The sequence below is a fragment of the Pseudomonas sp. Marseille-Q1929 genome (assembly GCF_017316265.1).
GTDB lineage: Bacteria > Pseudomonadota > Gammaproteobacteria > Pseudomonadales > Pseudomonadaceae > Aquipseudomonas.
On the sequence record NZ_JAFLWU010000006.1, the window covers coordinates 25,943 to 45,075 of the forward strand.

General features: G+C 61.5%; 19 protein-coding genes. 9 read left to right on the plus strand and 10 right to left on the minus strand.

All coding sequences use genetic code 11. The features are described 5' to 3' along the window. Positions 1-63: 63 nt before the first annotated feature. From J1G37_RS09660 to J1G37_RS09670, 3 genes are all read right to left on the minus strand, one after another. Positions 64-483, minus strand: a complete 420-nt coding sequence (locus J1G37_RS09660; protein WP_207041376.1) for an organic hydroperoxide resistance protein — start codon at positions 481-483, stop codon at positions 64-66. 282 nt (positions 484-765) lie between these two features. After that, the gene (locus tag J1G37_RS09665) at positions 766-1,218 is read right to left on the minus strand and encodes a MarR family transcriptional regulator (protein WP_207041377.1); all 453 of its coding nucleotides are present in this window, start codon (positions 1,216-1,218) and stop codon (positions 766-768) included. Positions 1,219-1,296: 78 nt separating this feature from the next. Further along, complete coding sequence (locus tag J1G37_RS09670; RefSeq protein ID WP_207041379.1) at positions 1,297-2,247, minus strand: LysR family transcriptional regulator; 951 nt, start codon at positions 2,245-2,247, stop codon at positions 1,297-1,299. Positions 2,248-2,354: 107 nt separating this feature from the next. Between J1G37_RS09670 and J1G37_RS09675 the strand changes: the two genes are divergently transcribed. Next, positions 2,355-3,104, plus strand: coding sequence for a sulfite exporter TauE/SafE family protein (locus J1G37_RS09675; RefSeq protein WP_207041381.1), 750 nt, complete (start codon positions 2,355-2,357; stop codon positions 3,102-3,104). Here J1G37_RS09675 and J1G37_RS09680 read toward each other — a convergent pair. Then, on the minus strand, positions 3,094-3,975 hold the full coding sequence (locus J1G37_RS09680) for a LysR family transcriptional regulator (RefSeq protein ID WP_207041383.1): 882 nt from the start codon (positions 3,973-3,975) through the stop codon (positions 3,094-3,096). The two genes, J1G37_RS09675 and J1G37_RS09680, sit on opposite strands and share 11 nt — an antisense overlap. 70 nt (positions 3,976-4,045) lie before the next feature. On the opposite strand from J1G37_RS09680, the gene J1G37_RS09685 reads away from it, so the two are divergent. Then, positions 4,046-4,240 carry a DUF1127 domain-containing protein gene (locus J1G37_RS09685; protein ID WP_207041384.1) on the plus strand — a complete coding sequence of 65 codons (195 nt, stop codon included), beginning with the start codon at positions 4,046-4,048 and terminating at the stop codon, positions 4,238-4,240. Between the two features lie 45 nt (positions 4,241-4,285). Then, positions 4,286-5,515, plus strand: coding sequence for a winged helix-turn-helix domain-containing protein (locus J1G37_RS09690; protein ID WP_207041386.1), 1,230 nt, complete (start codon positions 4,286-4,288; stop codon positions 5,513-5,515). A 115-nt stretch (positions 5,516-5,630) separates the two neighbouring features. Here J1G37_RS09690 and J1G37_RS09695 read toward each other — a convergent pair whose 3' ends face one another. Continuing rightward, positions 5,631-6,977: a 3-deoxy-7-phosphoheptulonate synthase class II gene (locus J1G37_RS09695; RefSeq protein ID WP_207041388.1), complete on the minus strand. Its 1,347-nt coding sequence runs from the start codon at positions 6,975-6,977 to the stop codon at positions 5,631-5,633. A 124-nt stretch (positions 6,978-7,101) separates the two neighbouring features. Between J1G37_RS09695 and J1G37_RS09700 the strand changes: the two genes are divergently transcribed. Continuing rightward, positions 7,102-7,857 (plus strand): spermidine synthase, encoded by a 756-nt coding sequence (locus J1G37_RS09700; RefSeq protein WP_207041390.1) that lies wholly within the window; start codon positions 7,102-7,104, stop codon positions 7,855-7,857. A 120-nt stretch (positions 7,858-7,977) separates the two neighbouring features. On the opposite strand, the gene J1G37_RS09705 is transcribed toward J1G37_RS09700, so the two are convergent. Continuing rightward, positions 7,978-8,769, minus strand: coding sequence for a crotonase/enoyl-CoA hydratase family protein (locus J1G37_RS09705; protein ID WP_207041392.1), 792 nt, complete (start codon positions 8,767-8,769; stop codon positions 7,978-7,980). A 423-nt stretch (positions 8,770-9,192) separates the two neighbouring features. Here J1G37_RS09705 and J1G37_RS09710 point away from each other — a divergent pair, with 423 nt between their 5' ends. Then, positions 9,193-10,866, plus strand: a complete 1,674-nt coding sequence (locus J1G37_RS09710; RefSeq protein ID WP_017734403.1) for a DEAD/DEAH box helicase — start codon at positions 9,193-9,195, stop codon at positions 10,864-10,866. 187 nt (positions 10,867-11,053) lie between these two features. Here J1G37_RS09710 and J1G37_RS09715 read toward each other — a convergent pair whose 3' ends face one another. Then, complete coding sequence (locus J1G37_RS09715; protein ID WP_207041394.1) at positions 11,054-11,821, minus strand: class III extradiol ring-cleavage dioxygenase; 768 nt, start codon at positions 11,819-11,821, stop codon at positions 11,054-11,056. Positions 11,822-11,924: 103 nt separating this feature from the next. Between J1G37_RS09715 and J1G37_RS09720 the strand changes: the two genes are divergently transcribed. Then, entirely contained in the window at positions 11,925-12,575 is a 651-nt protein-coding gene (locus tag J1G37_RS09720; protein WP_207041397.1) for a thiopurine S-methyltransferase, read from the plus strand. A 163-nt stretch (positions 12,576-12,738) separates the two neighbouring features. On the opposite strand, the gene htpX is transcribed toward J1G37_RS09720, so the two are convergent. Together htpX and J1G37_RS09730 are read right to left on the minus strand one after the other, a co-directional pair. Beyond that, positions 12,739-13,626: a protease HtpX gene (gene htpX, locus J1G37_RS09725; protein ID WP_124525376.1), complete on the minus strand. Its 888-nt coding sequence runs from the start codon at positions 13,624-13,626 to the stop codon at positions 12,739-12,741. A 304-nt stretch (positions 13,627-13,930) separates the two neighbouring features. Beyond that, the gene (locus tag J1G37_RS09730; RefSeq protein ID WP_017734399.1) at positions 13,931-15,142 is read right to left on the minus strand and encodes a pyridoxal phosphate-dependent aminotransferase; all 1,212 of its coding nucleotides are present in this window, start codon (positions 15,140-15,142) and stop codon (positions 13,931-13,933) included. A 202-nt stretch (positions 15,143-15,344) separates the two neighbouring features. Between J1G37_RS09730 and msrB the strand changes: the two genes are divergently transcribed. The 3 genes from msrB to J1G37_RS09745 all read left to right on the plus strand — a co-directional run bounded on the left by msrB (position 15,345) and on the right by J1G37_RS09745 (position 16,835). Continuing rightward, the gene (msrB, locus tag J1G37_RS09735; RefSeq protein WP_207041398.1) at positions 15,345-15,737 is read left to right on the plus strand and encodes a peptide-methionine (R)-S-oxide reductase MsrB; all 393 of its coding nucleotides are present in this window, start codon (positions 15,345-15,347) and stop codon (positions 15,735-15,737) included. Positions 15,738-15,861: 124 nt separating this feature from the next. Further along, positions 15,862-16,347, plus strand: a complete 486-nt coding sequence (locus J1G37_RS09740; RefSeq protein ID WP_207041400.1) for a glutathione peroxidase — start codon at positions 15,862-15,864, stop codon at positions 16,345-16,347. Next, positions 16,344-16,835, plus strand: coding sequence for a MarR family transcriptional regulator (locus J1G37_RS09745; protein ID WP_207041403.1), 492 nt, complete (start codon positions 16,344-16,346; stop codon positions 16,833-16,835). The genes J1G37_RS09740 and J1G37_RS09745 overlap by 4 nt, the downstream gene beginning before the upstream one ends. Here J1G37_RS09745 and J1G37_RS09750 read toward each other — a convergent pair. After that, positions 16,789-19,098, minus strand: coding sequence for a response regulator (locus J1G37_RS09750; protein ID WP_207041405.1), 2,310 nt, complete (start codon positions 19,096-19,098; stop codon positions 16,789-16,791). The two genes, J1G37_RS09745 and J1G37_RS09750, sit on opposite strands and share 47 nt — an antisense overlap. Positions 19,099-19,133: the final 35 nt, after the last annotated feature.

Here is a 19,133-nt window from a genome sequence, read left to right on the forward strand (position 1 = left end):
CTGGCCCCGCCGCTACGAAAAAAACCCGACTTAGCGTCGGGTTTTTTTATGGGCGTCTGTTTATCAGACCGTGACGTGCAGGCGCACATCCACATTGCCGCGGGTGGCGTTGGAGTACGGGCACACCTGGTGGGCCGCGTCGACCAGGCTTTGTGCATCGTCCTGATCCAGGCCCGGCAGGCTGATGTGCAGGTCGATGTCCAAGCCGAAACCACCGGGGATTTGACCGATGCCGACGTGGGCAGTGATCGAAGCGTCATCCGGGATCTTGCGTTTGGTCTGGCTGGCTACAAATTTCAGCGCGCCGATAAAGCAGGCTGAATAACCAGCGGCGAACAGTTGCTCAGGGTTGGTGGCCTGACCGCCGGCGCCGCCCAATTCCTTGGGGGTGGAGAGTTTGACGTCGAGGATGTTGTCGTTGGAAACCGCACGACCATCACGGCCGCCGGTGGCGGTGGCTACTGCGGTATAGAGAGTTTGCATGGTGTGGTCCTCTTGGGCTTGTAGCGCTAAATGTTTGCGCGCTAAGTAGTTGGTGAGGCGAATGTATAGCGCTAATGTTTTGCGCGCAAGATAAATTTGCAAATTATTTTGCATGCTTCAATTTTTGCCACATCACACAAACAAATGTGGGAGCTGGCTTGCCTGCGATAGCGGTCTGTCTGTGCCAGATGCATAGGCTGACACACTGCTATCGCGGGCAAGCCCGCTCCCACATTGATGGCTCCCACACTTCTTCAGGTGTTGGGTGGCTGGTCTACAGTGTCAGACGCTGGCTTGCAGGTTGCTGCGCAGCGCGATCAGGTCTTCCTGCAACTTGCGCAACTGCGCCAACTCCAGGCCGCTGGCGCCAAGGATGCACTGCGGAATGCCCATGGCTTTCTCCTGCAGGGCGCGCCCGGCATCGGTCAGTTCCACCACCACCACCCGCTCATCCGCACGGCTGCGCGTGCGGCTCAGCAGTCCTTCAGCTTCCAGGCGCTTGAGCAGCGGGGTGAGTGAACCCGGATCCGTCAGCAGGCGGCTGCTGATTTCGCCGACGGTCAAACCGTCTTCTTCCCACAGGACCATCATGGCCAGGTACTGCGGATAAGTCAGGCCAAGGGCTTGCAGCAGCGGCTTGTAGACCTTGGTCATCAGCAGCGACGTGGAGTGCAGGGCGAAGCACAGCTGGTTGTCCAGCATCAGGGATTCGCAGGGGGCGGGATTTTTGCTCATGGGGTACCTCGCAAAGCATCTATGGGCTGGAATCTAGCGGGCAAATGTTTAATGCGCCAGATAATTCTGGCCGCACGGTCAGACCAAACCGCTCTGCAACGCCAGGTCCCAGGGCGGTACCGGGCTGAAACGGGTTTTCAGGTACTCCAGCAACAACCGGCTGCGGGCGTTGGGCTGTTGTTCCAGGCGCAGGGCGTAGATGCCGGTGGTCTCCGGGCTTGGCAGGCCGTCTTCGCAAAACAGCGGCACCAGTTCGCCGCGCACCAGGTATTCGCTGGCCAGCCACGTCGGCAAATGTGCGATGCCCAGCCCGGCCAAGGCGCCGGAGAGCAGGGCCTCGGCGTTGTTGGCGCTCATGCGGATGCGCTGCGGGCGATAGGTGACGCGGCGCCCGTCCAGCTCGAAACGCCAGGCGAACATCGGCGCCAGGCCATCCCAGTCGAGCCCGTCATGCTCACTCAGCTCACTCGGATGGCGCGGCGTACCGCGGCTTTTCAAGTAGGCCGGGCTGGCGCAGGCGATGCGCACGATACTGGCCAGCGGCGTGGCGATCAGCCGGGTGTCGACGATATGCCCGGCACGCAGCACCAGGTCAACCTTGCCCAGGTGTGCGCCCTGCATATCCACAAAGCTGTCGATCAGGTGCAGGTGTACATCCAGCCCCGGGTACACATTGAGGAAGTCGGCGATCACCGGCGCCAAGTGCCGGCGGCCAAACGCGGCTGGCGCATCCACCCGAATCAAGCCCTCCGGCGCATGGCTCAGGGATACCGCTTCGGCCCGCGCCAACTGCAACTCACTGACAATCCGCCGCGCCCGCTCGGCAAACGCCAGGCCCGCCGGGGTTGGCACCACGGCGTGGGTGCTGCGCTGGAACAGGCGGCTGCCCACAGAATGCTCCAGGCTGTCGATACGCCGCGCCACCGCCGAGGGCGTCAGGGGATGGCGGCGCGCGGCGGCGGAAAAGCTGCCGGTTTCCAGTACATCGAGAAACAGGCTCAGTTGGTCGGTCAACGTATTCGGGTTCATGGCAGGTGCTTATGCGAGATCGGCACAGCCATTGTGCGTTGCTGTGCGTTTCCGTGCTAGAGCGGACTGCGTAGCATGCAGGTCTTGGGATCGTGGAGTGGCCAGTTGTGTTGGATTTAGCGTTGTACCTGGTATTGGGCGGGGTCTTGGGCACGCTGGGTGGTTTGTTCGGCATCGGTGGCGGGCTGATTGCCATCCCGGTGCTGGGGGTGTTTTTTGGCCTGGATCAGCAGATCGCCCAAGGCACCGCCTTGGTGATGGTGGTGCCCAACGTGATGCTCGCGCTGTGGCGCTACCACCAGCGCAACCGTATTCAACTGCGGCATGCCCTGCCGTTGGGCATCATGGGGTTCTGCTTCGCGTGGCTGGGTTCGATCTGGGCGGTGGGCCTGGATGCGGGGGCGATGCGTGTCGGTTTTATCGCCTTCCTCGTAGCGTTGTCGGCCTACAACCTGTTGCGCATGTTCACACGAAATGCGCCGCCAACGGCCGAGATGCGCTACTCGTGGCCATGGCTCGGGGTGCTGGGCGCAGCGTCCGGGTCCATGGGCGGTTTGTTTGGCGTCGGCGGCGCGGTGGTTGCGACGCCGGTACTGACCAGCCTGTTCGGCACCACCCAAGTCGTCGCCCAAGGCCTGTCCCTGGCCCTGGCATTGCCCAGCACCGGCGTGACCCTGGTGACCTACGCCTGGCACCACGAAGTCGATTGGTTGATCGGCGTGCCCTTGGCGGTCGGGGGGTTGCTCAGCATCAGTTGGGGGGTAAAAGTCGCCCACGCTCTGCCGGAGCGGGTGCTGCGCGGGCTGTTCTGCGGCTTCCTGATCGTGTGTGCGGTGATGCTGACCTTTAAAGTCTGAAACCTTCGATGATGTAATCGGCCAGGCATGCGGTAATCGGCGAGGCCATCAGCGGATTGCGCAGCAAGTGCAGGTTCATCGACGGCAGTGACGGGAACCCCTGGTCGCTGCCCAGCACGCGCAGGTCTTCGGTCACCAGGCTTTCCATGCTGACCATCACCGCCAGGCCGGCGTTGACCACCGCCTGGATCGCCGCGACATTGGAGCTGTGATAGGCCAGGCGATAGTCGCGGCCGATGGCATCCAGGGCCGAGCAGGCCCACTGGGTGTAGAGGCAGTCGGGGCCGGAAATCGCCAGCGGCAGGGCGGCATGTTCGTCCACACAGAAGCACGGCGCTGCCGCCCACACCATGCGTTCGGTGCGCAGCAACTCGCCGACTTCCTTGGTGGGTTCGCGACTGATAACCGTCAAGGCCAGGTCGCGGCGTTGCATCAGCACCGTTGACGACTCGCAGTGCAGCTCGATCTGGATCAGCGGGTAGGCCTTGGAAAACTGCTTCAAAATCCCCGGCAGGAAACGCATCACGTAGTCGTCCGGCGTGCCGATGCGCACCAGCCCGACCATATGGGGCTCGCGCAAGGTGTTGAACACCTCGCTGTGCAGTTTCAGGATGCGCCGCGCATAGCCCAGCAACACTTGCCCCTCGGGGGTCAGGCGTACCTGGCGGCCATCGCGCTCGAACAGCTTGCGCTGCAGCACGTCCTCTTCCAGGCGTTTCATCTGCATGCTCACCGCTGACTGAGTGCGGTTGACCTGTTCGCCAGCGCGGGTAAAACCGCCCTGGTCGGCGATGGCGACGAAGGTGCGCAGCACTTCGGTATCGATACTGGGGTAGTCTGACAAATCATCAATCTCTGAGATGTATTGCATAAGAAACATTCGTTGGATTGATCTTAAGCCGGGCCACACACTTGCGCCATCCCCAAGGGAGGGCGAAAAGATGAAAGGTCAAAAAGGTTTTGTATTGCTGGCAAAGCGGCCATTTAGTGGCGTGCTGAATGCACTGGCCCGCTGGCAGGAGCGCCAGGTGTTGGCGGGTTTGAGCGATGACGCGCTCAAGGACATCGGGCTGCGCCGTGCGGATGTGGAGCGCGAGCGCCGCCTGCAGGCCTGGCAAGATCCGCTGCGAAAATGAGTGCGGATGCAGTAGGGTGGTCGGCGCGCCCACACGGAGAATCCCATGCCCGCCGACCTGTCTTTTACACTTAAGCAAGCTCGCCGCATGGCGCTGGCGGCCCAGGGTTTTTCCGGGCGCCAGGCGCCTGCACAGATCAAGGCTGCGCACCTCAATCGCGTGATCGAACGCCTGGGTGTGTTGCAGATCGATTCGGTCAACGCCGTGGTGCGCTCGCACTACCTGCCGCTGTTTTCCCGCCTGGGCAACTATTCTGCGCAGATCCTCGAACAGGCCGCCTGGAGCCAGGGGCGGCGGCGTTCGCTGTTTGAATACTGGGGGCACGAGGCCTCGCTGCTGCCGATGGCGCTGTACCCGTTGATGCGCTGGCGCATGGAGCGGGCGCGGCAAGGGCAGGGGATTTACGCGCAGATGGCGCGCTTTGGGCGCGAGCAGCAGGCGACTATCCAACGCGTCCTGAAGACGGTTGAGGAGCAAGGCGCCGTCGGGGCGGGCAGCTTGTCCACCCGTGAAGAGCGCGCCGGGCCGTGGTGGGACTGGAGTGAGGAAAAGCACGCGCTGGAATGGTTGTTCGCCGCTGGGCTGGTCACCGTGGCGGGTCGGCGCGGGTTTGAGCGGCTCTATGATTTGCCGGAGCGGGTGATCCCGGGCGAGTTCCTGCAAACCCGCGTAGGCGAAGCCGAAGCGCTGCGTGGCTTGTTGCTGCACAGTGCCACCGCCTTGGGGGTGGCTACGGAAAAGGACCTGCGCGACTACTTCCGCCTGGACCCTGCCGACAGCCGCAATCGCCTCGCGGAGTTGGTGGAAGATGGGCAATTGCTGGCCTGCCAGGTTCAAGGCTGGAAGCCGGCGGCGTACTGCCTGCCGGCACCGACAGTGCCGCGCAAAGTGCCGGCCAGTGCATTGCTGTCACCGTTCGATTCACTGGTCTGGGAGCGCAGTCGCACCGAGCGTCTGTTCGATTTCCGTTATCGGCTGGAGATCTACACCCCGCAGGAGAAGCGGGTGTACGGCTACTACGTGCTGCCGTTTTTGCACCACGAACGGATTGCCGCGCGTGTTGATCTGCGGGCTGAGCGCGCCAATGGCTGCTTGGCGGTGCATGCGGTGCATGAAGAAGAGCCTGGGCTGGATGAGGAGGGGATGGTGGCGTTGGCGCTGAATTTGCGGCAGATGGCGGATTGGTTGGGGTTGGAGCGGGTGCAGTTGAATTGTCAGCGGGCGAGTGCCGATCGGTTGAGGGTGGCAATGCTCAATACAAGTGTCGGCCTCTAGGGCCCTATCGCGGGCAAGCCCGGCTCCCACGGGGTGATGCATTTCAGCAGGAAAAATGCATTCCAATGTGGGAGCGGGCTTGCCCGCGAAGGCGTCAGCCCAGGCAACTAGAATCTCAGCGCTTGACCTGCTTCAAGGTCTCGGCAATCAAAAACGCCAACTCCAGCGACTGGTCCGCATTCATCCGCGGATCACAGTGGGTGTGATATCGGTCCGACAAGCCATCCTCGGTAATCGGCCGCGCGCCGCCGATGCACTCGGTGACATTCTGCCCGGTCATCTCGATATGAATCCCGCCGGCATAGCTGCCTTCAGCCTGGTGCACCTGGAAGAACTCCTTCACTTCGCCCAGGATCTGCGCAAAGTCGCGGGTCTTGTAGCCGCTGCTGGCCTTGATGGTGTTGCCGTGCATCGGGTCGGAACTCCACAGCACCTGCTTGCCCTCGCGCTGTACGGCGCGGATAAGGTGTGGCAGGTGGTCGCCGACCTTGCCGGCACCCATGCGCGCGATCAGATTGAGGCGGCCGGGGTCGTTGTCCGGGTTGAGGATGTCGATCAGGCGGATCAGGTCGTCGGGGTTCATGCTCGGGCCGACCTTGACGCCGATCGGGTTGTTCACGCCGCGCAGGAATTCGACGTGGGCGCCGTCCAGCTGGCGGGTGCGGTCGCCGATCCACAGCATGTGCGCCGAGCAATCGTAGTAGTCGTTGGTCAGGCTGTCGCGGCGTACGAAGGCTTGCTCGTAGTTCAGCAGCAGCGCTTCGTGGGCGGTGAAGAAGCTGGTTTCGCGCAGTTGCGGCGAGCTGTCCATGCCACAGGCGCGCATGAACGCCAGGGTTTCGTCGATGCGGTCGGCCAGTTGGCTGTACTTCTCGGCCAGGGCGGAGTTGGCGATAAAGTCCAGGTTCCACTTGTGCACCTGGTGCAGGTCGGCGAAACCGCCCTGGGCGAAGGCCCGAAGCAAATTGAGGGTGGCGGTGGACTGGTGATAGGACTGCAACAGACGGTCGGGGTCCGGCACGCGGCTTTTTTCATCGAAGCCGATGCCGTTGACGATGTCGCCACGGTAGGCGGGCAGGGTGATGCCGTCGATGGTTTCATCGTTGGCCGAGCGCGGCTTGGCGAACTGGCCGGCCATGCGCCCGACCTTCACCACCGGGCAGCCGGCGGCGAAGGTCATCACGATCGCCATCTGCAATAGCACCTTGAAGGTGTCGCGGATTTTCGCGGCGGAGAACTCCACAAAGCTCTCGGCGCAGTCACCGCCTTGCAACAGGAACGCGCGACCCTGGGTCACTTCGGCAAACTGACGGCGCAACTCGCGGGCTTCCCCGGCAAACACCAGCGGTGGGTAGCTGGCCAGGCTCTGCTCCACTTGCAGCAAGTGTGCAGCGTCCGGGTACTGGGGTTGTTGCTGGATCGGCAGGGCGCGCCAGCTGTCGGGGCTCCAGGGTTGGCTCATCTTGAACTCGATTGGCTGATTGACGGTCGGGCGCCAATGTTATCAGCAATTAGTGCGTGACCTGTTGCCGCCGGTTGGCCGACAATCGCGCCTTTGCCGTGCGGTAAACCCTTTAGGAGTAGTGATGACCGAGGAGCGTGTCGAGCGCCTGTTGGCCGAAGTCCATGATGACTTCGGCATGATCCGTGTGCTCGAAGTGGCCGATTACCGTTTTCTCGAGTTTGGCGATGCCATCGAGCAAAGCTGTGTGTTCACTGCCGACCCGAGCTGGCTGGAGTACGACTACACCCGCGCGATGCTGATCGGTGCGTTGTGCCATGAGCAGCCGGAGAGCGCGCTGTTCCTTGGGCTTGGCGCCGGCACGCTGACCCAGGCGTGCCTGAAGTTCCTGCCACTGGAAGATGTCGAAGCCATCGAGCTGCGCCCGGATGTGCCGCGCCTGGCCATTGAATACCTGGGGCTGGATGACGATCCGCGCCTGTACATCCGCATCGGCGACGCCCTGCAATTGCTGGAGACCGCTGAGCCGGCCGACCTGATCTTTGTCGACCTGTATACGGATGTCGGCCCTGGGGTCGGGCACTTAGCCTGGACCTTCCTGGAGAACTGCCAGAAGAAACTCAACCCCGGCGGTTGGCTGGTGATCAACCAGTGGGCCACCGACGACGGCAAACCGTTGGGTGCGGCGTTGCTGCGTGGGTTGTACCACCGGCATTACTGGGAGCTGCCGGTGAAGGAGGGCAATGTGATTTTGCTGGTGCCTTCGGAGTTGGATCAGGAGCTGGATATGCAAGCGTTGACGGCCCGTGCCGAGGCATTGGCGCCGCGCCTGGGCTATTCGTTGCAGGGGTTGATCAAGGCGATTCGGCCGGCTACTTGATTGCCTGAACGGGCCCCTTCGCGGGCAAGCCCGCTCCCACATTTGGATTGCATTCTCCCGTTGAAATGCATTCCCCTGTGGGAGCGGGCTTGCCCGCGAAGAGGCCATCACTGCCGACGACTAAATCCCCTTGAACACCCCCGGCCGCTTCTCCACCATCGCCAGCACACCTTCCTTGGCATCCTCGCTATTCAGCAGTTTATCCACCATCGGCTGCAATGCGGCGGCCGCCACGGTCTCGCCTTCCATCCGCGCCAAGCGCGCCGACATCAACGTCGCCTGCACCCCCAGCGGCGCCTGCCGCGCAATGCGGTTGGCCAGCTCAATGGCACGGGGCAGCAAGTCCTCACTGGCCATCACCTCCTGCACCAGGCCCAGGCGCAGCGCCTCATGGGCATCGAACTCATCACCGGTAAGCAGCCAGCGCATCGCATTGCCCCAGCCGGCGATCTGATGAAAGCGCAACGTCGCGCCGCCAAATGGAAAGATCCCACGCTGCACTTCCATCTGCGCAAAGCGCGTGTTGCTCGCGCACAGGTTGATATCTGCCGCCAACATCAACTCGATCCCGATGGTCAGGCAATAGCCCTGGGCCGCCACGATCACCGGTTTACTGACCCTGGGGCCGGCGAACACGCCCCACGGATCGCAGCCGCCCAACGGTGGTTGCCAGCCACCGGCCATCACGCTGCTGACATTTGCCAGGTCGAGCCCGGCGGTGAAGTGCTCGCCGTGGGCAAATACCACGGCCACTCGGGCCTCATCATTTCGATCAAATTCGCCATACGCCAGGCTCAGCTCATTGAGCAGGTCCAGGTCGAAAGCATTGCGCTTGGCCACCCGGTCTAGGCCCAGCAGCAAGACATGGCCCTGTAATTCACGGCTGACGCGACTGCTGCTGGCTGGATTCATCGGGTGTGCCCTCGGGCGCGGGAGAGGTTTCAGACCGAAGGGCCTGAAGGGTTGGGTGAACCGTTTAAGCGTTATGACCAGCAGGGCCGGGCCTTTAAAAAATAGACCCTGTGGCAGTTATCTGCAAAGACTGTGACGCAGCGCGGTTTATCGGCGCTTTGCGATAAAAAAAGCTCCCTTTTTCAGGTATTTCCGGTATAGTGCGCGCCGGCCTTTAACCGGGCCGCGTTTAGGTAGCGCAATTCCCCGAAGTCAGCTTCGGCTGCACGTCCGCACAGCGGACTCTTCCTTGACGAATCTTTTTTCTTTCATTCGTTTTCGCAAATCCCCGCCGACAAAGCAGCCAGGGCGACTCTTGAGTCTCAACACGGCATGCGCAGCTTTGGAGCATGGGTCTTTGCGGATGCACTTAGAGGCAGACCCATGACCCAGGAAACCGGCGGCTTCGCCGCTTTTAATCTTAACCCGAACATTCTTGCTGCCGTCATCGCGACTGGCTACGAAGAACCTTCGGCGATTCAGCAGCAATCGATCCCGATCATCATGGCCGGCAAAGACATGATTGGCCAGGCGCAAACCGGTACCGGTAAAACCGCCGCGTTCGCCCTGCCTATCCTGCACTGCATCGATCCTGCCAAGCGCGAGCCGCAAGCCCTGATCCTGGCGCCAACCCGTGAGTTGGCGCTGCAAGTAGCAACCGCTTTCGAAACCTACGCCAAGCAAATGCCAGGTGTAACCGTTGTGGCCGTTTACGGCGGCGCGCCTATGGGCCCACAACTGAAAGCAATCCGTAATGGCGCACAGATCGTTGTCGCCACGCCGGGCCGTCTGTGCGACCACCTGCGTCGTGACGAAAAAGTCCTGTCGACCGTGAACCACCTGGTTCTCGACGAAGCTGACGAAATGTTGAAGCTGGGCTTCATGGATGACCTGGAAGTCATCTTCAAGGCGCTGCCACCGACCCGTCAGACCGTACTGTTCTCGGCTACCCTGCCACAGTCGATCCGTGCCATTGCCGAGCGTCACCTGCGTGACCCAGAGCACGTCAAGATCCAGACTAAGACTCAGACCGTTACCGCGATCGAACAGGCTCACCTGTTGGTTCACGCTGACCAGAAGACCTCGGCTGTATTGAGCCTGCTGGAAGTCGAAGACTTCGACGCTCTGATCATGTTCGTGCGCACCAAGCAAGCGACCCTGGACCTGGCCAGTGCCCTGGAAGCCAAAGGCTACAAAGCCGCTGCGCTGAACGGTGACATCGCCCAGAACCAACGGGAGCGCGTGATCGACTCCCTCAAGGATGGCCGTCTGGACATCGTTGTAGCGACCGACGTTGCCGCTCGTGGCCTCGACGTTCCACGTATCACCCACGTGTTCAACGTTGACATGCCTTACGATCCAGAGTCCTACGTTCACCGTATCGGCCGTACCGGCCGTGCGGGTCGCGAAGGTCGTGCGCTGCTGCTGGTGACTCCACGTGAGCGCCGCATGCTGCAAGTGATCGAGCGTGTAACCGGTCAGAAAGTTGCCGAAGTCCGCCTGCCGGATGCCCAGGCAGTTCTGGATGCGCGCATCAAGAAACTGACCAACAGCCTGTCGCCACTGGTGGCTGACGCTGAATCGACCCACGGCGACCTGCTGGACCGCCTGACCGCCGATATCGGTTGCACCCCGCGTGCCCTGGCTGCAGCCCTGCTGCGCAAAGCAACCAACGGTCAGGCCCTGACCCTGGCTGCTATCGAGAAAGAGCGTCCACTGGTTCCGAACAACGCGCCACGCGGTGATCGTCCAGAGCGTACTGGCGACCGTCCAGACCGTGGTGATCGTGAGCGTCGTGCTCCGGTTCCATTGGCTGAAGGCCGCGCTCGTTGCCGTACCGCGCTGGGCGCGCGTGATGGTATTGCTGCCAAGAACCTGCTGGGCGCTATCCTCAACGAGGGTGGCCTGGCACGTGAAGCCATCGGTCGCATCCAAGTCCGTGACAGCTTCTCCCTGGTGGAGCTGCCGGAAGACGGTCTGGAAAAACTGCTGGCCAAGCTGAAAGACACTCGCGTTGCCGGTAAGCAGCTGAAGCTGCGTCGCTACCGCGAAGATTGATCCGCCCTTGGGCTGATTGATCGCACATAAAAAATCCCCGACTGGTTCGGGGATTTTTTTTGCCTGCTCAATCTAGGGTCAACCCCAATCAAGTGTGGGAGCTGGCTTGCCTGCGATAGCGGTGGTTCAGTCAGCACATTGGTCACTGTTACACCGCCATCGCAGGCAAGCCAGCTCCCACAGGGATTCAGCCAAACCGATAGATGTCCATGCCCAGCGCGCCCATGGTGAAACCCTGGTGCGCGATGCTGAAATCGCCACCAGCACCACGCGCAAAGTACAACGGCAACAGGTGCTCATCACTCGGATGGCTACGCACGGCATGCGGTGCCTGGCGGCGATAATCATGCAGCGCGCTTTCATCGTTGGCTGCCAGCTTGTCCACCACCCAATCGCGGAAATCCCGGGCCCACGGCTCGATGCTTTCCGGCCCGGCGTGCCAGTCCAGCTCGCCGAGGTTGTGGGTGATGCTGCCCGAACCGATCAGCAGCACGCCTTGTTCACGCAGGCTGGCGAGCGCATGCCCGATCCGCGTCTGCAGGGCAGGGCCCATGCGGCTGGGCAGGGAAACCTGCACCACCGGAATATCCGCCGCCGGGTACATCAGCGACAGTGGCACCCAGGTGCCATGGTCGAAGGGACGACGTTCATCGATGCGCGCATTCAGGCCGTCGGCGTGCAGCAACTCGACAATTTCTCCGGCCAGCTGCGGGTCGCCGGGCGCCGGGTATTGCACCGCAAACAATTCACGCGGGAAGCCACCGAAGTCGTGCCAGGTTTGCGGTGCGGCGCTGCCGCTGACCAGCAGTTCATGGCTTTCCCAGTGCGCCGAGACCACCACGATCGCCTGCGGGCGTGGCAGTTGCGCGGCCAAGCGCTGCAAGGCCGGGCCGCTGGCGCCGGGTTGCAGGGCGAGCATGGGCGAACCATGGGAGATAAACAGGCTAGGGAGCATAAGAAGGGTCCTGAGCGTTAATATGGGCCCATCTTCAATCAGATCATTGATCTAAATCTAATATAAGTTTTAGCGCTATTTGATCGAATTTTCGGGGTGATCCATGGAGCCTAAGTTTTGGCAGGAGCGCTGGGCGCGCAATCAGATCGGCTTTCACTTGCCCGAGGTCAACCCTTACCTGCAGCGGCACTGGCCGCCATTGGCCGAAGGCGCCAAGGTGCTGGTGCCGTTGTGTGGCAAGAGCCTGGACCTGATGTGGCTGACCAGCCAAGGCCTGCGGGTAGTGGGCGTGGAGCTGTCGGAGCAGGCGGTCGAGGCGTTTTTCAGTGAGCAGAACCTGACGCCGCGAATCACCGGGCGGGGCGTGTTCAAGGTGTATCAGGCGGATTCGATCGAGATCTGGTGCGGCGATTTCTTCGCATTGGGTGCCGAGGTGTTGGCGGATTGCACGGCGTTCTATGATCGCGCGGCGTTGATTGCATTGCCGCCGCTGATGCGGGCGCAGTACGCCGATCATTTGAATACGTTACTGCCATCAGGCTGCCAGGGTTTGTTGATTACCCTGGACTACGAGCAAGTACAGAAGGCGGGTCCTCCGTTCGCGGTGACGGACGACGAGGTGCAGCTGCTGCTAGGCGAGCACTGGACGCTGCAGGTGCTGCAAGAGCAGGACATCCTGGGTGAGAGCTGGAAGTTTGTGCAGGATGGCGTTACGCGGCTTGAGGAACGGGTGTATCAGTTGGTCAAGCGCTGAGTTTGCTGGCGCCATCGCGGGCAAGCCCGCTCCCACAGGGGGGGGGCATTTCAACAGGGGAATGCAGCTCGAATGTGGGAGCCGGGCTTGCCCGCGATGACGATATAAGCAGCCACAAAAAAGGGGCGATCAGATCGCCCCTTTTTGTATCACCCGTGGCCTATCAGCCCCGACGACGCAGTGCGTCGATCCGCTCTTCCAGCGGCGGGTGGCTCATGAACAGGCGGGCAAAGCCCTGCTTGATGCCACCGTTGATGCCGAAGGCGGTCAGGCTGTCCGGCATGTGCACCGGCAGGCCTTGTTCGGAGCGCAGGTGTTGCAGCGCTGCGATCATCGCCCCGGTACCGGCCAGGCGGGCACCGGCTTCGTCTGCGCGGAATTCCCGTTTGCGCGAGAACCACATGGTGATCGCACTGGCCAGGAAGCCCAGTACCAACTCGGCGAAGATGGTCGCCACGTAGTAGGCAATGCCGCGGCCTTCTTCGTTCTTGAAGATCACCTTGTCGACAAAGTTGCCGATGATCCGTGCGAAGAACATCACGAAGGTGTTCACCACGCCTTGCACCAGCGCCAGGGTGACCATGTCACCGTTGGCCACGTGGCCGATCTCGTGAGCCAGTACCGCCTTCACTTCGTCATACGAGAAGCGTTCCAGCATGCCCTGGCTCACTGCAACGAGCGCGTCGTTCTTGTTCCAGCCAGTGGCAAAGGCGTTGGCTTCATAAGCCGGGAAGATCCCGACCTCAGGCATCTTGATGCCGGCCTCGCGGGACAATTGCTCGACGGTCTGCAGCAACCATTGCTCATGCCGGGTGCGTGGCTGGGTGATGACTTGGGTGCTGGTGCTCATTTTCGCCATCCACTTGGAGATGAACAGCGAGAACAGCGAACCGGCAAAACCAAAGACCGCACAGAAAACCAGCAGCTGATTGAGGTTCAGGTCAACCCCGTTGGCCGCCATGAACCCGTTGAAGCCAAAAAGGCTCAGGGTGATGCTGGCAATCAGCACGACCGCCAGGTTAGTGGCCAAGAACAGCAGGATGCGCATCATGGTTGTAGAGTTCTCCTCATGCTTAATATGTCGCGTACTGCGGGGTATATAAGGTGCGGCATGGGGCTATTCAACCGAGCGACTATTTCAAACTGTGTCCTACAGCTTGAACGTAGAGCCTTGAAGGGATTTTCCGACCCGCAAAACCGCTCGTGATCGTCGCACCCATGCCTTTGCGTCCCGTAATTATAGGGGGCTTACCGGTCCTTGGCAGGCAGTGACGGGGGAAGTGGCGCAAAGGGTAGAGAAGTGTTGCCAGATACTCGCTGTACGACCGATTGTCGGTCGCACAGCGCCATTGTCGTTACTGGCGATAGGACTTCAGGAAGTTGCCGATGCGACCAATGGCCATGTCCAGGTCGTCCACGCGCGGCAAGGTCACCACGCGGAAGTGATCCGGCCACGGCCAGTTGAATGCCGTTCCCTGGACCACCAGCAGCTTTTCCGACAGCAGCAGGTCGAGCACGAACTTCTCGTCGTTGAAGATCGGGCAGACTTTCGGGTCGATCCGTGGGAACGCGTACAGCGCGCCCATGGGTTTCACGCAGCTCACGCCGGGGATCGCGTTGAGCAGCTCCCAGGTACGGTTGCGCTGCTCCAGCAGGCGGCCCTGGGGCAGGACCAGATCGTTGATGCTCTGGTATCCGCCAAGGGCTGTCTGGATGGCGTGCTGGCTCGGCACGTTGGCGCACAGGCGCATATTGGCCAGCATGTCGATGCCTTCGATGTAGCTCTGGGCATTGTGCTTGGGCCCCGAAATGGCGATCCAGCCGGAGCGGAAACCCGCCACGCGGTATGACTTGGACAGGCCGTTGAAGGTCAGGCACAGCAGATCCGGCGCCAGCGAGGCGGTGCACACGTGCACGGCGTCGTCGTAGAGGATCTTGTCGTAGATCTCGTCGGAGAACACCACGAGGTTGTGCTGGCGTGCCAACTCCAGCATGCCCAGCAGCACTTCCTTGGAGTACACGGCGCCGGTCGGGTTGTTCGGGTTGATGATCACCAGGGCCTTGGTGTTCGGGGTGATCTTGGCCTTGATGTCGGCCAGGTCCGGGAACCAGTCGGCGCCTTCGTCACACAGGTAGTGCACCGGGTGGCCACCGGCCAGGGTCACGGCGGCAGTCCACAGCGGGTAGTCCGGCGCCGGGACCAGCACTTCGTCGCCGTTGTTGAGCAGGGCCTGCATGGACATCACGATCAGCTCGGACACGCCATTGCCCAGGTAGATGTCTTCGATGCCAACGCCTTCTACCTGCTTTTGCTGGTAGTACTGCATCACCGCCTTGCGCGCGCTGAACAGACCTTTTGAGTCGCTGTAGCCTTGGGCGGTTGGCAGGTTACGGATCACGTCCTGGAGGATTTCGTCCGGCGCTTCGAAACCAAAGGGCGCCGGGTTGCCAATGTTCAGCTTGAGGATGCGATGGCCTTCCTCTTCCAGGCGTTTGGCGTGCTTGAGCACTGGGCCGCGAATGTCATAGCAGACGTTGGCGAGCTTGTTCGATTTGCTGACCTGCATGGCGATGTGATCCTGAAAATGAACGATCCAGAAGGTAGGGGCACTACCGTACTGTGAATCCTGCGGGGCCGGCACCCATAAATACGTTTGAATGCCGGTAGCGCGGGTGCCAGACTGGCGTTTTGAAGAGGCGCAATCATACGTGCCACCTGATCTACGGAAAAGACACAGATCAGGGTTTTTCAGTTGCCGAGGTGTACCGATGGAAAAGTTGCAGAAAACCCTTCAGGAATGGCAGGACATGCTCGACCCGGCGCAGTACCAGGTGTGCCGCCTCAAAGGTACCGAGCGCCCGTTTTCCGGTAAGTACAACGCCACCACCACCGACGGTGTGTACCACTGCATTTGTTGCAACGAGCCGTTGTTCGATTCGCGTACCAAATTCGATGCCGGCTGCGGTTGGCCGAGCTTCTACGAGCCGATTGCCGAGAGCGCGATGATCGAGATCCGTGACGTCAGCCACGGCATGATCCGCACCGAAGTCACTTGTGCCAAGTGCGATGCGCACCTGGGCCATGTGTTCCCGGACGGCCCGCCGCCGACGGGCCTGCGCTACTGCATCAACTCGGTGTGCCTGGACTTCGTGCCGCGCTAGAACTGGGGGGAGGGGAGGGCTTGCCCCCTCCCACAACGGGCTCCGTTCCAATCAATTAAATTGCACACAATTTAATTGTTGGCTATCTTTCAGTTTCTCCCCCTTTTTTCACCGAGGCACTGCCATGAGCAACAACCTGCTGAGCATCCCCTGCACCACCATCAAGGGTGAGCAAAAGACCTTGGCCGATTTTGCCGGCAAGGCCATCCTGGTGGTCAACACCGCCAGCAAATGTGGCTTCACCCCGCAGTACAAGGGTCTGGAGCAACTCTGGCAGGACTACAAGGACCAGGGCCTGGTGGTGCTGGGCTTTCCCTGCAACCAGTTCGGCAAGCAGGAGCCCGGTAACGAAGGCGCGATCACCGAGTTTTGCGAGTTGAACTTCGGTGTCAGTTTCCCGCTGTTCAAGAAGATCGATGTCAATGGCCGCGATGCCCACCCGTTGTTCGTGCAGTTGAAACAACAGGCACCGGGCTTGCTGGGCTCCAAAGGCATCAAGTGGAACTTCACCAAGTTCCTCATCGGTCGCGACGGCCAGGTCGTCAAGCGTTTCGCCCCGACCACCAAGCCGCAAGACCTGACCCAAGAGATTGAAGCCCTGCTCAAATGACCGACCAGCCCAACGTGTCCCTGGCCCTCGACGATCAGTTGTGTTTCAAACTCTATGCCGCGTCACGCGCGGTGACCCGCGCCTACAAACCCATGCTGGACCGGCTCGGCCTGACCTATCCGCAATACCTGGCCATGCTGGTGCTATGGGAATGGCACGGCGCGTCCCCGGTCCAGCCCACGGTCAGGGCGCTGGGGGAGCGGCTGATGCTGGACTCGGGAACGCTCACGCCGCTGCTCAAGCGCCTGGAGCAGCTTGGGCTGGTGCGGCGCCAGCGCAGTGCGCGGGACGAGCGCGAAGTGCATTTGAGCCTGAGCGAGGTGGGTGTGCAGTTGCGCGATCAAGCCCATGCCCTGAAAACCCGCCTGCTGTGCGACAGCGGTGTCGACCTGAACCAGGCCGACGCCCTGCGCGACGGTCTTGATCAGTTACTCGCGCAAATCAGAGGCTTGTCGAGCGCGGCACCCATAGATCCAGCAGGCCCTTGAGCTCTTCACGGCGGAACGGCTTGGCCAGGTAGTCATTCATCCCGGCCGCCCGGCAGCGCTCGCGCTCTTCGGCCAGGGCGTTGGCGGTCAAGGCCACGATGGGCAGGTCCGGCCAGCGCCCGCTGCGACGAATCTGCCGGCTGGCCTCGTAGCCATCCATGACCGGCATGTTGCAGTCCATCAAGACCAAGTCAAAGTGCTGTTCCTCCAGGCACTTGAGCGCTTCACCGCCATGGGCGGCGACGATCACTTCGCAGCCCAGCTTGCCGAGCATGCCCTTGGCCACCAGTTGATTGACCGGGTTGTCCTCCACCAACAGGATGCGCGCGCGGTGCGTGAGGGGTGGGGCGTCCATCTGGATCGGGTCGAGGAACGGTTGCGCGTCGCTGCGCAGGTTGCGTTGCAGGATCTGGTACAGCGCATTGCGGCTCAAAGGGCGCGCCTGTTGCTGCAACGGCGCCAGCGCTGCGACTTCTTCGCTGGGCATGAAGCTGCCATAGGCGGTGACCAGCAGGATCGGCGCGCTGAGGGTCGGGCGCAGGCGGAACAGGCATTCGGGGCAATCGGTGATCAACAGGTCGGGTTTTTGCCCGCTCATATCCGCGTCACGGGGATAGCAATGGGGCGTGAGCCCCCAGTGGGGCAGCAGGCTGGTGAGTAGTTCCGCCAGGCCGCTGCCGGTACTGGTAATGACGATCACCTCACCCTGCAGTGGTGCCTGGCGGGCGGCGGGCAAGTGGGTGGGCAGTGGCAGCTCGGCGCAGAACTGGCTGCCGAAGCCCACTTCGGAACTGATGCTCAAACGGCCGCGCATCGCTTCGCACAGGTTGTGGGTCAAGGCCAGGCCTAGCCCGGTGCCGCCGAACTGCCGGGTGATACCTGCGCCCGCCTGGGTAAACGGCTGGAATATTTTCAACTGTGCTTCCGGCGCAATGCCGATCCCGGTGTCACACACCTCAATCCTCACCTGGCCGTTGTGGGCACTGAGGCGCAGGTCTACGCGGCCGAAGCGTGTGAATTTCAGCGCGTTGGAGAGCAAGTTGCTGACAATCTGCCGCACCCGCGTCGGGTCGCCGATGACCTGGGCCGGAAACAGCGGATCGATCAGGCAGGTCAGCTCGACGCTCGACGCGGCGTTCTGCGACAGCAGGTTCGCGGTGTCTTCCACCAATGAGCCGAGGTCGAAGGGAATCGACTCCAGTTCAAGCTGACCGGCATCGAATTTGGACAGGTCGAGAATATCGTTGAGCAATTCCACCAGCACCTTGCCCGAATCATGGGCGATGGACAGTTGTTGGCGCTGCTCTGCGTTCAGCGGGCTGTCCAGGGACAGGGCGATCATCCCCAGCAGACCGTTGAGCGGCGTGCGGATCTCATGGCTCATGTTGGCCAGGAACGCCGCTCTTGCCTGCGCCATGCCAATCGCGTTGACCTTGGCGGCTTCCAGCTCGTCATTGGACTGGCTCAGCCGCTGGTTGCTGGTCTTGAGCTCCAGGGTGCGGGCCGAGACGATATGTTCCAGTTGCCCCAGGTATTCGGTGAGGCGGTCTTCGGCGTGGCGGCGCTGCTGGATCTCGGTCTCCATGTTTTCGAATTGCTGGTTGGCCACGTTCACCAACACGCCGATCTCGTCGTTTTCGTGACCGGGCGGGCAATCCAGGCGCGTTTGTTTGCTGGTGCTCAGTGCTCGAATGATGCGCACCAGGGGTTGGGTCAACATCACATAGAACAGGCCAAGCAGGATCCCGGTCAGTAGCAGGCTACGGGCAAAGCCATTGAGCAGAGTGATCTCGGCGCGGCGCAGGAAGCGGCTGCCAAACGCGTAGGTGTCGACATCCAGGTGCAGCTCGCCGAGGGATTCGTTGGGCATGTGTGTCAGAAACAATCGGTCTTCAAACTCGCGGTTGGCACCAAACAGAAAGTCGCTGATGGGCCGGTAGGAGCTTTGCGCGCGGGGTCGGTTGACGTCAGCGAGCACCACGCCGTTGTTATCGACCAACCGGGCGCGGATTATCGCTGGAGAATGCAGCAGGCCCAGGGTCAGCTCTTGCGCCAGTTCGGCGTCGATGTTGTAGGCGATACGTGACGCGGGGTTGTGGCTGATTTCGAGCAGCGAGCGTATTTCACGGTTGATGGATGCGTCTTCGCTGGCATAATCAATGCCGATTTGGATCAGACTGAGCAAGGTTCCCAAGACGAAACCGACCAGCACAGTCAATCTGGCTTGTTTATAAGACAAGCGGTGGGCGAACTTGATATCCATCGGGTGTTGAACCACTTCACGTTTCCCTTCGCCCG